Here is a 13,611-nt window from a genome sequence, read left to right as displayed (position 1 = left end):
CACGTCCCGCGCGCCACCGTGCTTAAGCTGGCTTCATGAACGAATGTGGGCAGGGGTCGGCGTGCAGCTGACCGTGAACGGCCAGCGCCGCGAGGTGGCGCACCCGGACGAGATGCTGGTGTGGGTGCTGCGCGATGAACTGGGCCTGACCGGCACGCACTACGGCTGCGGGATCGGCGCGTGCGGCAGCTGCACGGTGCTGGTCGGCGGGCAGGTGACCCGCGCGTGCCTGACCCCGGCGAGCGCGGCCGCAGGGCGGGAGGTGACGACCGTGGAGGGACTGGCGCGTGGGGAGCAGTTGCATCCGGTGCAGCAGGCGTTCCTGGAAAATCCGTTGCAGTGCGGGTGGTGCCTGCCCGGGCACCTGATGTCGGCAGTGGCGCTGCTGGGGCGCACCCCGGACCCCACGCCCGCGCAGATCGAGGAGGCGGCGGGCATCAACCTGTGCCGCTGCGGCGGGTACAACGCGATCCGCCGGGCGGTCGCCCGCGCCGCGGAACTGAAACGGGAGGGCCTGTGAAGCCCGTCACGCGCCGCCGGGTCCTGATCGGCCTGGGGAGTGGCGCGGGCCTGCTGGTGGTGGGGGTGCCGCTGGCGCTGACCGCGGGCCGCCCGGCGCTCGTGGAGTTCATCGAGGAGAACGGCACCGGGCCGCAGGACGCGCCCCGCGACCCGGACCTGTGGTTCGAGGTGACGCCCGCCGGGGTGACGTTCTTCGTCCCGAAGGTCGAGATGGGGCAGGGCATTCACACGGCGCTGGCTCAGATTGCGGCGGAGGAACTGGAGGTCACGCCGGAGCAGCTGACGGTTCGGCAGGCGGACACGGCGCGCGGGTACGCGGGCGGGACGATGTTCACGTTCGGTTCGACCAGCGTAAAGGCGCTGTACCGGCCCCTGCGCGAGGCAGCGGCGACCCTGCGGGAACTGCTGCGGGAGGAGGCGGCGCGGCAGCTGGGCGTTCCGGCGGCGCGGCTGACGGCAGCGGGTGGGTCGTTCTTCTTGGCGGGTTCGCGCCAGCGCATCCCGTACGCGCAGGTCGTGGCGGGCAAGCAGGGCGAATGGGTGATCCCGGAGGCCGCCCCCACGCTGAAGGCGCGGCGGGACTTCAAGCGGATCGGGCGGGCCATGCCGCGCACGGACTTCCGGGACAAGGTGCTGGGCACGGCCACGTACGGGTACGACGCGCGCCTGCCGGGCATGCTGTTCGGGGCGGTGGCGCGCCCGCCGAGGTTCGGGGCGCGGCTGGTGTCGGCGTCGGCGGGCGCGGCGGGGCGGCAGCCGGGCGTGGTGCGGGTCGTGATCGACCTGAAAGCGGGTTTTGCGGGGGTGGTCGCGCGGACGCGCACGCAGGCCCGCGCGGCGCTGCCCTCCCTGGACCTGCGCTGGGAGGGCGGCACGACTGCCAGCAGCGCCGACCTGGACGCGCAGATTCAGGCGGGGTCGGGCTCGGTGCTGCGGCGGCGCGGGAACGTCCGCGCGGCCCTTTCCGGGGGGACGGTGGTGCAGGCCGAGTACCGCACGCCGCTGGCCGCGCACGCGCACCTGGAACCGCTGGCGGCGCTGGCGGACGTGCAGGCGGGCGGGCGGATCGAGGTGTGGGCGTCCACGCAGTACCCGCAGATGGTCATCGACGACCTGCGCGGCGTGTTCGGTAAGGACCGCGAGGTGCTGGTCCACCCGACGCAGCTGGGCGGCGGCTTCGGGCGCAAGGCGGGGCAGCATGCGGCGCTGGAGGCCGCGCGGCTCTCGGCGGCGGTCGGCAGGCCCGTGCATGTCGGCTGGACGCGCGAGGAGGACCTCCAGCACGCCTTCTACCGGCCGCCCACCCATCACGTCCTGCGCGGCAGTGTGGGCGCGGACGGTGGGCTGCGGGGCGTGGAGCAGTTCACGGCGGGCGGCGACATCATCTGGGGGCAGACCGGCCTGCCGGAGTTCGTGCGGGACGCGCTGGGCTTCGATCCGGGCGGCCTGGCGGGGCAGTTCCTGCCGTACGACCTCCCGGCGTACCGGGTCGTGAACCGCCGCGAGGCGCTGCCCGTCCCGACCGGGTACTGGCGCGGGCTGGGCGTGCTGCCGAACACGTTCGCGCTGGAGAGCTTCATGGATGAACTCGCGCACGCGGCGCAGGCGGACCCACTGGCGTTCCGGCTGCGGCACCTGGGGCCCGGCGGGGACGGGGGTCGCCTGCGGACCGTGCTGGAGCGCGCCGCTCGGGCGGCCGGGTGGGGCACGCCCGTCGCGGCAGGCCGGGCACGGGGCGTGGCGTGCTGCCTGGACCTGAACACCGCCTCGGCACTGGTCGCGGAGGTCTCGGTGGAGGATGGGCGGGTGCAGGTGCACCGCGTGACGGTCGCCGTGGACCCCGGGCTGGTCGTGAACCCGGACGGCGCGCGACTGCAGATCCAGGGGTCGGTAATGATGGCCCTGAGTTCCGCGCTGCACGAGGAACTGACCATTCAGGACGGGCGGGTGGTCGAATCGAACTTCGACCGGTACCGCCTCCTGCCCCTGCGGGACGCGCCGGAAGTCGAGGTGCTCCTGATCGAGAGCGGCGAGGACCCGCAGGGCCTGGGGGAACCCGTGATGGGCCCGGCGGCGGCCGCCGTGGCGAACGCGGTGTTCACCCTGACCGGCCAGCGCCTGCGGACCCTGCCCCTGCGGCCCGGAAGTTGAGGTTCAGCCTCCGGGCCTCGCATGAGCGGGAGCCCGTCCGTTTCGTGGAGGGACTGGAACGACACCGATTCCCCCACTCCACTCCCGGATCCCCTTTCTCTCCTACTCTGCGGGGCAGCTCTGCGAGTCGCATCCGCTCGGGTGGACTGGTTGGCAAAAACCAGTCCACCCGAGTCGATGTCACTCCAGCACGTAGCGGATGCTCTCCTCGAAGGTGACGCGGGCGACGTCGGCGCGCGGCAGGACGACGTTGCGGCGCCAGGGCATCCATTCGGTCTGCCCCTGGGCGCTGCGCAGGAAGCCGCGCAGGCCGACCTCGACGTAACGGGCGTCGCCGCCCAGCAGCGCGGCCAGTCCGGCGCGGATGGCGTCCGGGTCGGTCAGGGGGCCGGTCAGGCGCGCGGAGGGTACACCCGGGGCCTCCTCTGGCGTCTGGGTGGGCCTCTGTCCGGTGGGGTTGGGATGCGGGCGGTACAGGTCCACCGTGAAGCCCGGCAGGGCCAGCAGCGCGGCGCGGGCCTGCGCTTCGGGCAGCGGGCGGGTGAAGGTGACGTGCAGGTCCAGTTCGAAGCCGCGCGTGCCCTTGTCCGTGCGGGAGGTCGGGGCCGTCACGGGAGGCTCGGCTCCTGAAGGCTCTGCGGCTGGGCGCTGCGCTCCAGGGCCTTGCGGTGCTGGTACAGGTGCGCGGCGACCATGCGGGTCCAGTCCAGCGCGTCGAGTTCCCCGAAGAAGGGGTGCCAGAGGGTGCGGCCGGGCGTGGCCCGCAGCGCGCCCGTGACGGTGCTCAGGCCCGCGCGGCTGTGCGCCCAGGTGGCGTCCAGGTCGTCCCAGGCGAGGCCCGTGTCGCCGGGCTGGGTATGGGGCGGGGCGACGCGACGGCCGTCGGGCGTGAGTTCACCGGGGGTCTGCGGCATGGGGCGCAGTTCCCGCTCCGAGAGCAGCAGACCGACGCCGCGCGCGATGGAGTCGTTGATCTTCAGGACGTGCTCGGCCTCCTGCGCGGGGCTCCAGTCGCGCCCGGGCTGGGTGCGGGTCCAGTCTTGCTGGCGGGTCCGCAGGTGCGCGTGGAACAGGTCGAGTTCGCGGTCCAGACGGGCGCGGACGTCCTCGGGCGTGGCGCCCATGGGGGCCAGGGCGGCCGGGTCCAGCAGCGGTTTGGTCATGCGGGCAGTGTACGCCGCGCGGCCCGGCGCGGTCAGCCCTGCCTCCACCCGGCCCACACGCCCAGCGCGCCCGCGCCCGCCACGCCACAGCGCGCCCGGAATGCCCACCCGGCGGGCGTGCTCCAGCGGCTCAGGGGGTCGGCAGGGCCGTAGGCGTCGAAGTCCCGGGCCTGCGCGGCCAGCCCGGCGTTCAGGCAGGCCTGCACGGCCTGTGGTCGGAAGGCCCGACCGGTCAGGGCGCTCAGGAACGCGGCGGCCTCGCGGGTCTGCGCGTCGGTCAGGCGCGTGCCGCGCGGGGCGCCGGGGCGCAGCAGGCGCGCGCCGCTGACCCGCCCGCCGGGGCGGACGTCCACCTCCAGCCGCCAGCCGCTCGCGGTGCGGTAGGTGCGCTGCTGGCCGTCATGTCCGCCCAGGGTATCCGGGGTGTTCTCGCGGACGGTCTGGAGGGTGCAGCCCAGCGCCCGGCACAATGGCGTGGCGGGCACGTCTACCGCGCGGCCGATCCAGGCGGGCTGCGCCGCACCCCCGGCCTGCGCGGGCGTGAGCAGGAGCAGCGGCAGCAGGGCGGCCCGCAGGAGGTTCAGACCGGCAGCCTTCATAACGGCAGGGTACCGGGCACGCATGAGGAGGGGGCCGCAGGTCAGCGCGGCCCCCCTCTCCCCCGTTCCTGAAGTCAGTGGACGGGCTGGCCCAGGACGGCCTTGCCACCCAGGTACGGGCGTAGCGCCTCGGGGACGTGGATGGTCCCGTCGGCCCGCTGGTGGTTTTCCAGCAGCGGCACCAGGATGCGCGGCGTGGCGATCCCGGTGTTGTTCAGGGTGTGCGCGTACACCAGCTTGCCGGTCTCGTCGCGGTAGCGCAGGCCGGTGCGGCGGGCCTGCCAGTCGCCCAGGTACGAGCAGGAGTGCGTCTCGCGGTACTTCTGCTCGCTGGGCACCCAGGTCTCGATGTCGTACATCAGGACCTTGCCCGCGCCCATGTCGCCCGTGCAGTTCTGCACCACGCGGTACGGCAGTTCCAGCGCCTGCAGAATCGCCTCGGCGTTGCCGAGCAGGGTCTCGAACCACTTCATGCCCTCCTGCTCGTCGGCGCGGCAGATGACGTACTGCTCGACCTTGCGGAACTCATGCACGCGGATCAGGCCGCGCACGTCCCGCCCGGCGCTCCCGGCCTCGCGGCGGAACGCGCCGCTGATCGCGGAGAACGCCATCGGCAGCTGGTCGGCGCTCAGCTGCTCACCGGCATACAGGCTGTTCACGGGCACCTCGGCGGTGCCGGCCAGCATCAGCTCGTCACCTTCGAGCTTGTACACGCTCTCCTCGTCGCCGGGGAAGTGCCCGGAGTTCACGAGCGTCTCGGGGCGCACCAGTGCGGTCGTGCTCAGCGGCGTGAAGCCCCGCCCCGCCAGGAAGCTCATGGCGAACATCTGCACGGCCATCTCCAGCAGCGCGCCCTCGCCCTTCAGAAGGTAGCTGCGGCTCCCGGACACGCGCGCCACCCGCTCGAAGTCACTCCAGCCCTGACCCTCCAGCAGGTCCACCTGATCGCGCGGCGTGAACTCGAACGCGGGGAGCGTTCCTTCGCGGCGCAGCTCGACGTTGTCATTGTCGTCCTTGCCGACCGGCACCGAGGCGTGCGGGATGTTCGGCACGCGCAGCAGCAGCTGCCTGAGGTTGTCCTCGTGGGCGCGCAGGGCCGGGTCGAGCAACTTGATCTCCTCGGCCAGGTCCTTGCCGCGCTGGATCAGCGTGGGTCGCTCCTCGGGCGTCGCCTTGGGCACCAGTTTGGCGTTGGCGTTGCGTTCGGCCTGCATGGCCTCCACGCGCTGCTTGAGGTCCACCAGTTCGCGGTCGATGCGCAGCAGGTCGTCGATGTCGATGGGCACGCCCTTGACCTCCACGGCGTGCTTCACGGCCCCGGCGTTCTCACGGATGAACTTGATGTCGAGCATCACAGCCTCCAGAGACGGTCGGTGACCATCAAGTCAAGCGAGGGGCCGCCCCTGAGCGTCTTGCCCGTCATCAGTCGGTCTCCACGGTGCGGGGCACGCGGATGTGGCCGTCGGGCATGCTCTCGGGCGCCAGAGCAGTGACGGTCGCCACGGGGAACACGTCGCCCGCCACGTCGTCGCGCAGGACGTTCACGAGGGTCACGGGGCGCTGCATCTCCGGCACGCCGCCGGTGTCCACCTCATTCAGCTGTTCGAAGTAGCCGAGCACGCGGGTCAGGTCGGCCTGCATGGCCGCGCGTTCCTCCGGAGTCAGGTGCAGCCGCGCGAGCTGCGCGAGATGGTCGATCTGGGCCGCGTCAATCATGCCCTGAAGTATAGGCGGCGGCCCCCGGAACCCGCACCCGCCCACTGGCGTAGTCAGGGGCATGCGCCCCCTCACCGCTGCCCTGATCGTCCTGACCGCCACCCTGCCCGCGCAGGCCCAGACGCCCACTCAGACGCCATCCAGTCCGGCGGCCGCCGTGACGCGCCTGTTCAGCGGGCCGGTGCAGCCGGCGTGGCTGGCGCCGTCCTTCCTGGCGGCCCTGCCGACCGAGGCGCTCCAGGCGGCCCTGGACGGCCTGACTGCCCAGCTGGGTGCGTTCGTGCGGACCGAGCCGCGCGGCGACCTGCTCGTGGCGGTGTTCGAACGCGGTGAACTGAACGTGCTGGCCGCGCTGGACGACCAGGGACGCTTCACGGGCCTGCGGTTCGCGCCGCTCCTGACGACAGCCCAGGCTCCCGGGGTGGGTTCGCCGCGCGAGGTGCTGACCCGCATCTTCGGCGGGCCGTTCGACGCCACGCTGTTCGCCCCGTCCTTCCTGGCGGCCGTGCCGGAGGCGCAGCTGCGCGCCCTGCTGGCGGACGTCACGGCGCAGTTCGGCGCCCTGAAGGACGTGCGGGTCGGCGCGCAGATCGCGGGGCTGATCTTCGAGCGGGGGCAGCTGAACGTGACGCAGTTCTCGCTGGACGACCAGGGCCGCGTGACGGGACTGCTCCTCACGCCGCCCCCGCCGGTCTTCACGTCGCTGGACGAGACCCGCGCGGCCTTTGCTGCCCTGCCCGGTCAGGTCAGCCTGCTCGTGCAGGAGGTGGGGGCGCCCACGCCTGCCGCCGCGCTGAACGTCACGCGGCCCCTGGCGGTCGGGTCCACGTTCAAGCTGGCGATCCTGGCCGAACTGCAATCACAGGTGAGCGCCGGGCAGAAACAGTGGACGGACGAGGTGACCCTGACCGACGCAGACCGCAGCCTGCCCAGCGGCACCCTGCAGGACGCCCCCACCGGCAGCCGCTACACGCTGCGGGACCTGGCGGCGCGGATGATCGCGCAGAGCGACAACACCGCCACCGACCTGCTGCTGGGCGTGGTGGGCCGCGCGGGCGTGGAGGCCCGGTTCGGCCAGCGGCCCTTCCCCAGCACCCGCGAGGCCTTCGCCCTGAAGAATCCCGCGAACGCCGCGCTGCTCGCCGCGTACCGCGCCGCTGTCCTGAACGTGCCCGCGCGCCGGGCGGTGCTGGACCGCGCCCGCATGGCGCCGCTGCCCGCCGCCACCGACTTCGCGGGCGGCCCCCTGGCGCGGGACGTGGAGTGGTTCGCTACACCGGCCACGCTGTGCCGCCTGATGGCCGGGGTGGCGGCCCTGAAGGAGACGCAGCTGAACCCCGGCGTGGCCGACCCGGCGCGCTTCCGCAGCGTGAGTTACAAGGGCGGCAGCGAGCCCGGCGTGCTGAACCTGACCACGCAGATCACCACCCTGACCGGGCGCACGTACTGCGTGAGTGCCACCTGGAACGCCCCGGGGCCCCTGCAGGAGGACGCGTTCGTCGGGCTGTACGGCGCGACCCTGGATCTCCTGCGGTGATCCCACGGCGCTGAACAGCGGGAACGTCCCCCGGAGCCATGGGCACCGGGGGACGTCGCTGGAGCGCTGCTCAGGGGCGGCGGCGCAGTTCGTCGCGGATCTCGGCCAGCAGTTTTTCCTGGGCGGTGGGTTCCACGACGACCGGTGCGGCGGGTTTGGCCAGGCGCTCGCGGAAGCGGTTGTAGGGCGTGACGACCACGACGTACAGGACGAGCATGGTGATCAGGAAGGTGATGAGCGCCGTGATGAACAGGCCGTAGTCGAATTCCACACCGTTGATCACGAACTTGCCGCCGACGGCGCCGCCGCCGGTCGCCAGTTTGATCAGCGGGTTGATGAAGGCTGTCGAGAAGGCGCCCACCAGTGCGGTAAAGGCTGCACCCGTCGCGACGGCGATGGCGAGGTCCACGATGTTGCCGCGCATGATGAAGTCTCTGAATCCACTCAGCATGGCCGGAGTGTGTCAGGTCGTTCAGCGTTCAGCAATCCTCCCCTCATGAAGAGATCTAGACAGGTTTGGTTTCTGTGGAATTTTTACGGGACCGGCTGCCGGAAACTTGCTAGCAGCACGGCAGATTCCGTATCCGCCCACACCATCCGCGGCGGTGGGGGCGTACCCCCCTCCCCCGCCGGGTAGAGGGGCAGACCACGCACCACCCCCGGACGCAGGACCGGCCCGTCACCCTCTTCAGGGGCGCGGGCCGGTCGGCGCAGCGGGTGGTGGCCTTACGCCTGCCCGCGCATGTTCTGCTCGGCGACCTGCACCGAGATGGGTTCGGCGGTGTCCTTGACGGCGTGGGCGCTCATGCCGAACTGCGGGCCGCTGCTCTGCGCCCCCTGGAGAATCACGCGGGTCAGTTCACCCAGCGTGGAGCCGCCCGAGCGGATGTCCATGCGCAGTTCGGCGCGCAGGTCGTCCAGGCTCACGTCGTCGAGCATGAGTTCCGTGCCGTAGCGCAGGGTGGTGGGCGGCACGATCAGCAGGTCGGCCTCGCCCGGCTTCACCGCGTGCCGGAAGCAGCGGCCCGTCAGGAGCCCCGCGACGGTCGTGACCTTCCCGAAGGTCTTGTTCTCGACGGCACGCACCTCGATGCTGAGGTTCCTGATGGCCCGCAGGGGTTCCACGGCGCGGTCGAGGGACTCGGCGAACAGCGTGCCGGTGCCCAGGATCACGCGGCGCGGTTCGGGCAGCGCGGCAGGCAGGTCCGGGACGCCCTCGGTGAGGAAGTCGCGGATCATGCCCACGCCGTTTTCCAGCATGGGGAAGCCCTCGTACTCCTCCTCGCTGGGGAGCGGCTCGCCGGCCAGCAGGTACAGTTCGTCCGACGGGAACACGAAGCGGGTGCCGCGCTCGGCGAGGAACTGCTTGCGCCACACGTTCAGGCGCCGCAGGGTGTCCTGCGCTTCCTCGCGGGAGAACACGCGCACGTCCGGGAGGTTCGTGCGGTGGCTGGTCAGGCCGATCGGCACGACCGCCGCGCTGATCACGTTAGGGCGGCTCGACAGGTACTCAACGGTCTCGTCGAGGTTCTCGCGGTCGTTGCGTTCGGGCACGAGCACGATCTGCGTGTACAGGTCGATCTGCTCCAGCCGCTCGATCATGGAGCGGATCTGCACGGCCTGGGGGTCCTTCACCTTCAGGCGCCACCACTTCATCATGTCCTGGCGCAGGTCCTGGTTCGCGGTGTGGACCGACACGTACAGCGGCGAGAGGTTCTCGTCCTCAATCCGCTGGATGTCATGCTCGGAGAGGTTCGTCAGGGTCACGAACGAGCCGTACAGGAAGCTCAGACGGTAGTCGTCGTCCATGATGTACAGGCTCTTGCGGAAGCCGCGCGGCATCTGGTGCACGTAGCAGAAGTCGCACTTGTTCGCGCACTTCTTGATGCCGTCGAACAGCACCTCCTCGAACTCCAGGCCCGGGTCCTCCCACTCGACGCTGAACGTGAACGTGTCGTCCAGACTGGGCGCCGCGGTCAGGAAGAGGCGGTGGTGGTCCTGCGCGGTGCCGGGCACGCCGGTCATGACGCGCGGCGCCTCCTGCGGGCGGGCGATCTCCAGCGTCGCCCGGCCCTGCGAGAGCAGGTGGCGGTACGCGAGGACGTCCGTGACGGCCTGCCCGTTCACGCGCAGCAGCACGTCGCCCGGACGCACGCCCGCACGTTCGGCGGCGCTGCCCGCCTCCACGGTCTTGATGGGCGCGGGAAACACCTGATCCTGTATCTGTTCGGCTGCCGTCACGTCACTTCACCCCTTTTCGGGACGCTGTGGCGGCCCCTCACCTGTCACCTGCGCGCGGGCCGCCCTGGGGGCACCGCATCAAGCACAGCAGCATAACAGCCGCGCCCAGGGTCAGGTGTGAGCGGGCGCAGGTTCGCGCCGGCGCCCGGGCGGGACAACCGGCCCACCCGCTCAGGCGAATACTCAGCGCAACAACGTCCAGCACGGCAAAAAGCCGCGCCCGCCTTCGCTATTCACACCCCCGGAGGGTGCCCATGAACATTCACGTCGTCGGGGCCGGTATCAGCGGCCTGGCCTTCGCCCGCGCCATGACCCTGCGCGGCCAGTCCATCCACGTGCACGAGGCCGCACCGCAGCTCCAGTCCATCGGGGGCGGGCTGATCATCCCGCCGAACAGCGCCCGCATCCTGGAACGGCTGGGCGTGGCGGACGTGCTGGACACCCATGGGCTCGCCCTGCGCGACATGCAGATCATCGACGCGGGCGGGCGCGTGCTGTACCACCGCGACCAGCGCGAGGTGGCCCGCGCGCACGGCCGCGGCCTGTACGCGATCTCCAGAACGGCGCTGCACCGCGCGCTGGCCGCAAGCCTCCCGGACGGCACGGTGCACACCGGCCGCCGCCTGCTGGGCCTCACGCAGGACGCGCATCAGGTCGCGGTGACCTTCACGGACGGCACCCGCGTGAACGCCGGGCTGCTCGTGGACGCCGAGGGCCGCGTCTCCCGCGCCCGCGACCTGCTGATGCCCGAGGCGCGACTGGTGAGCACCGGGCAGATCGCGTACCGGGGCCTGACGAACATCGACCCACTGCCCGAGTACCGCGAGTCCTTCGTGGAGTTCTGGGGGCGCGGGCACCGCTTCACGTTCTTCCGCATCGCGCCCGGCGTCACGTACTGGCACGCGCCCATCCACACCGCCCCCGGGCAGACCCGCAGGAAGACCGACCTGCTGCGCGAGTACCGCGACTTCCCCGACCAGGTGATCGAACTCATCGCCCACACCCAGGAGGACCGCATTCACCCGGTGGAACTCAGCGACATCGACCCGCTGCCCCACTGGCACCGGGGCCGGGCCGTCCTGATCGGGGACGCCGCGCACGCCACCACCCCGAACCTCGGGCAGGGCGCCGCGCAGGCCCTGCAGGACGCCGACGCCCTGGCGCAGGCGCTGTGCAGCGGGCTGCCGCTCTCACTGGCGCTGCCCGCCTACCAGCGCGCCCGCGAGGGCACCGCGAACAGCATGGTGCAGCAGTCCCGGCACCTGGGCCAGATCGGCCAGCTGCGCGGCCCGGCCCGGCTGCTGCGCAACGCCGCCCTGAAACTCAGCCCTGAACTGGCCCGCCAGCGCATCGAGACCTTCTACGACGGCTGAGGCGACTCACAGCAGCATTCAGGAGTATTGAAAAGCACCTTCAATGCTCCTGAACGAGCGGACTCGAAGAGCTGCGCCGCAGAGCGAGCACCTGACAACACCAGCGGTTGGAAGTGGCATCGAAGGGCGTGACGTTGGCCCTTCAATGGAACTGGACACCGCTGTCAGTGACTCGCCCAGGCCGTCAGCGCCCGGCCAGTTCCGTGAGTAGCGTGGCGAGGTGGCGGGCGTTGCCGTCCAGCGTGTGGCCGTCCAGCACGCTCTGGCGCGCCGCGAGGCCCATGCGGCGCAGGGCGTCCGGGTGGGCGGCCAGGGCCCGCAGGGCCGCCGCGTAGCCGGGGGCGCCGCCGCGCACGAGCAGGCCCTCCTGACCCATGCGGATCAGTTCGCGCTGCGCGGGGATGTCGTTCGTGACGACCGGCGTGCCGCTCGCCAGGGCTTCCAGGGTCGCCAGGGACTGGTTCTCCGCGATGGTGGGTTGCAGGACCACGTCCGCCGCGCGGTACAGGTCTGGCATGTCGTGCCGTTTGCCCAGGAACGTCACGTTGCGCGGCGCGGCGCGTTTCAGGGCGGGTTCCAGGTACCCGGTCCCCACCAAGACGAAGTGCAGTTCCGGCGCCTGCCACGCCGTGGCGATGACCGCCGGGTGGTTCTTCTCGATGCTCATGCGGGCCGGGTTCAGCACCGTGAAACCGGTAAAGCCCAGGCGCCCGCGCAGCGCGGCGCGCTCCCCCGGGTCGCCGGGGCGGAACTTCACGGTGTCCACGCCGTTCGGCACGGCGTGCACCTGGGTCATGCGGTGGTGACGCCGCAGGTACGCCGCGCCCCACTCGGACACGGTGATCACGTGCTGCGCGCCGCGGATGTCCCCGGCCTGCAACCACTCGTAGCACGCGCGGTACACGCCCTGCGGCAGGCCCGGAATGTGCAGCATGAGCTGGTCGTGCACCAGGGACACGAACGGCCCGCGCAGCGCGCGGTAGTACTTGCGGTACCCGCGCGGGTTCCAGCTGCTCAGGATCGTCAGGTCGAAGCCCTGCCCCTCGCTCTCTACGCGGGCCACCTCGTCCAGGGTGCGGTAGGCGTGCACGGGAATGCCGCGTTCCTGAATCTGCGCGCGGAAGTCGGCGGTGCCCGGTACGTCCGGCATGGCGACCTCGGCGTGCACCCCGTGGGCGCGCATGGGGGGAATGATCTCGCGCATGTAGACCTCGCTGCCGCCCACGGCGGGCGCGTCGGTCACGAACAGCACGCGCAGCGGCGCAGCATCGGTCCTCATCACCCGGCAGGGTACCGTAAGCCCCGATGACCCTGATGGAACTGCGTGAGGTATGGGGCAACGCGCCCCTGATGGCCGCCGCCGTGGGCGTCCTGATCCAGGACGAGCACGGGCGGGTGCTGCTGCAACGCCGCGGCGACGACGGCCTGTGGGGCGAACCGGGCGGCGCGCTGGAACCCGGCGAAGACTTCCTGATCGGCGCCCGCCGCGAACTGTTCGAGGAGACCGGGCTGGACTGCCCGAACCTGACCCTGCTGCCGCTGCCCGAGGGGTTGCAGGACGGCCCGGAGCTGTTCCACCGCTACCCGAACGGGCACGAGATCTACATCATCGGGATGCGGGCGCACGGCACGCTCCCCGCCGCCGCGCTGGAGCAGGCCGCGCCGGACGACAGCGGCGAGACCCTGGAACTCCGTTGGTTCCCGCTGGACGCCCTGCCGGACCTGAGCAACAATGCCAACCACGCCAGCCTGAACGTCCTGCGCACCCGCGCGGGCCTGCCGCCCCTGCCCCTGGCCCCCACGCCACCCGCACCGCCGGTCGGGAATTTCCTGATGGAGTTGCGGCGCGTGATCGGCCCGCGCCCCTGGTTCGCACCCGGCTCGAACGTCCTTGTCACCGACGAACAGGGGCGCCTCCTGCTGCTGCGGCACGGGCACACCCGCCTGTGGACCCTGCCCGGCGGCAGCCTGGAACCCGGCGAGGCCTTCGCCCAGACTGCCGCGCGGGAATTGCACGAGGAGACCGGCCTGCGCGCCGCTCACCTTGAGCCGCTGCACATGTTCGCCGGGCCGGAGTACCGCTTCACGTACCCGAACGGGCACGTCATCGACAACGTGTCCGTTCTGCACCGCGCCCAGGGCGTCACCGGCACCCTCACCCCGCAGGACGGCGAGGTGCTGGAGGTCGGGTGGTTCAGCCCCGCCGACCTGCCGGGCGAAGAGGACCTGAGCGGCGAACTGATCCGCGCCAACCTCCGCTGGTGGCGCACGCACGGGGACACCCCCGCCCAGTAACCAGAGGAGGCCAG

At 71.7% G+C, this 13,611-nt stretch carries 13 protein-coding genes; 5 read left to right on the top strand and 8 right to left on the bottom strand.

Annotated elements, in window-relative coordinates:
* Positions 1-43 precede the first annotated feature (43 nt).
* Both SY84_RS11190 and SY84_RS11185 read left to right on the top strand, forming a co-directional pair.
* Positions 44-520, top strand: a complete 477-nt coding sequence (locus tag SY84_RS11190) for a (2Fe-2S)-binding protein (RefSeq protein ID WP_211117111.1) — start codon at positions 44-46, stop codon at positions 518-520.
* Complete coding sequence (locus tag SY84_RS11185) at positions 517-2,673, top strand: xanthine dehydrogenase family protein molybdopterin-binding subunit (protein ID WP_046844079.1); 2,157 nt, start codon at positions 517-519, stop codon at positions 2,671-2,673. Before SY84_RS11190 ends, SY84_RS11185 begins: the two co-directional genes overlap by 4 nt.
* Positions 2,674-2,853: 180 nt before the next feature.
* Here the strand turns inward: SY84_RS11185 and SY84_RS11180 are convergent, their stop codons facing one another.
* The 5 genes from SY84_RS11180 to gatC all read right to left on the bottom strand — a co-directional run bounded on the left by SY84_RS11180 (position 2,854) and on the right by gatC (position 6,151).
* Complete coding sequence (locus tag SY84_RS11180; protein ID WP_046844078.1) at positions 2,854-3,285, bottom strand: hypothetical protein; 432 nt, start codon at positions 3,283-3,285, stop codon at positions 2,854-2,856.
* Complete coding sequence (locus SY84_RS11175; protein WP_046844077.1) at positions 3,282-3,836, bottom strand: DinB family protein; 555 nt, start codon at positions 3,834-3,836, stop codon at positions 3,282-3,284. The genes SY84_RS11180 and SY84_RS11175 overlap by 4 nt, the downstream gene beginning before the upstream one ends.
* A 32-nt stretch (positions 3,837-3,868) precedes the next feature.
* Positions 3,869-4,435 (bottom strand): hypothetical protein, encoded by a 567-nt coding sequence (locus SY84_RS16550; protein WP_046844076.1) that lies wholly within the window; start codon positions 4,433-4,435, stop codon positions 3,869-3,871.
* Between the two features lie 74 nt (positions 4,436-4,509).
* Positions 4,510-5,787, bottom strand: a complete 1,278-nt coding sequence (gene serS, locus SY84_RS11165; RefSeq protein ID WP_046844075.1) for a serine--tRNA ligase — start codon at positions 5,785-5,787, stop codon at positions 4,510-4,512.
* 70 nt (positions 5,788-5,857) lie between these two features.
* Entirely contained in the window at positions 5,858-6,151 is a 294-nt protein-coding gene (gatC, locus tag SY84_RS11160; RefSeq protein WP_046844074.1) for an Asp-tRNA(Asn)/Glu-tRNA(Gln) amidotransferase subunit GatC, read from the bottom strand.
* A 61-nt stretch (positions 6,152-6,212) separates the two neighbouring features.
* On the opposite strand from gatC, the gene SY84_RS11155 reads away from it, so the two are divergent.
* Positions 6,213-7,688, top strand: a complete 1,476-nt coding sequence (locus SY84_RS11155) for a serine hydrolase (RefSeq protein WP_052751127.1) — start codon at positions 6,213-6,215, stop codon at positions 7,686-7,688.
* A gap of 70 nt (positions 7,689-7,758) precedes the next feature.
* Here the strand turns inward: SY84_RS11155 and mscL are convergent, their stop codons facing one another.
* Positions 7,759-8,139 carry a large conductance mechanosensitive channel protein MscL gene (gene mscL, locus SY84_RS11150; protein ID WP_046844073.1) on the bottom strand — a complete coding sequence of 127 codons (381 nt, stop codon included), beginning with the start codon at positions 8,137-8,139 and terminating at the stop codon, positions 7,759-7,761.
* A gap of 275 nt (positions 8,140-8,414) precedes the next feature.
* The gene (locus tag SY84_RS11145) at positions 8,415-9,929 is read right to left on the bottom strand and encodes a DUF512 domain-containing protein (protein WP_046844072.1); all 1,515 of its coding nucleotides are present in this window, start codon (positions 9,927-9,929) and stop codon (positions 8,415-8,417) included.
* 254 nt (positions 9,930-10,183) lie between these two features.
* On the opposite strand from SY84_RS11145, the gene SY84_RS11140 reads away from it, so the two are divergent.
* Entirely contained in the window at positions 10,184-11,302 is a 1,119-nt protein-coding gene (locus SY84_RS11140; protein ID WP_046844071.1) for an FAD-dependent monooxygenase, read from the top strand.
* A 184-nt stretch (positions 11,303-11,486) separates the two neighbouring features.
* Here the strand turns inward: SY84_RS11140 and SY84_RS11135 are convergent, their stop codons facing one another.
* Entirely contained in the window at positions 11,487-12,581 is a 1,095-nt protein-coding gene (locus SY84_RS11135) for a glycosyltransferase family 4 protein (RefSeq protein WP_052751126.1), read from the bottom strand.
* A gap of 26 nt (positions 12,582-12,607) precedes the next feature.
* Between SY84_RS11135 and SY84_RS11130 the strand changes: the two genes are divergently transcribed.
* Positions 12,608-13,597, top strand: coding sequence for an NUDIX domain-containing protein (locus SY84_RS11130; protein ID WP_046844070.1), 990 nt, complete (start codon positions 12,608-12,610; stop codon positions 13,595-13,597).
* Positions 13,598-13,611 lie beyond the last annotated feature (14 nt).

The sequence above is a fragment of the Deinococcus soli (ex Cha et al. 2016) genome (genome assembly GCF_001007995.1).
GTDB classification, from domain to species: domain Bacteria; phylum Deinococcota; class Deinococci; order Deinococcales; family Deinococcaceae; genus Deinococcus; species Deinococcus soli.
Note: the sequence above shows the minus strand (reverse complement) of the source record. Positions and strands in the feature narration are given on the sequence as shown.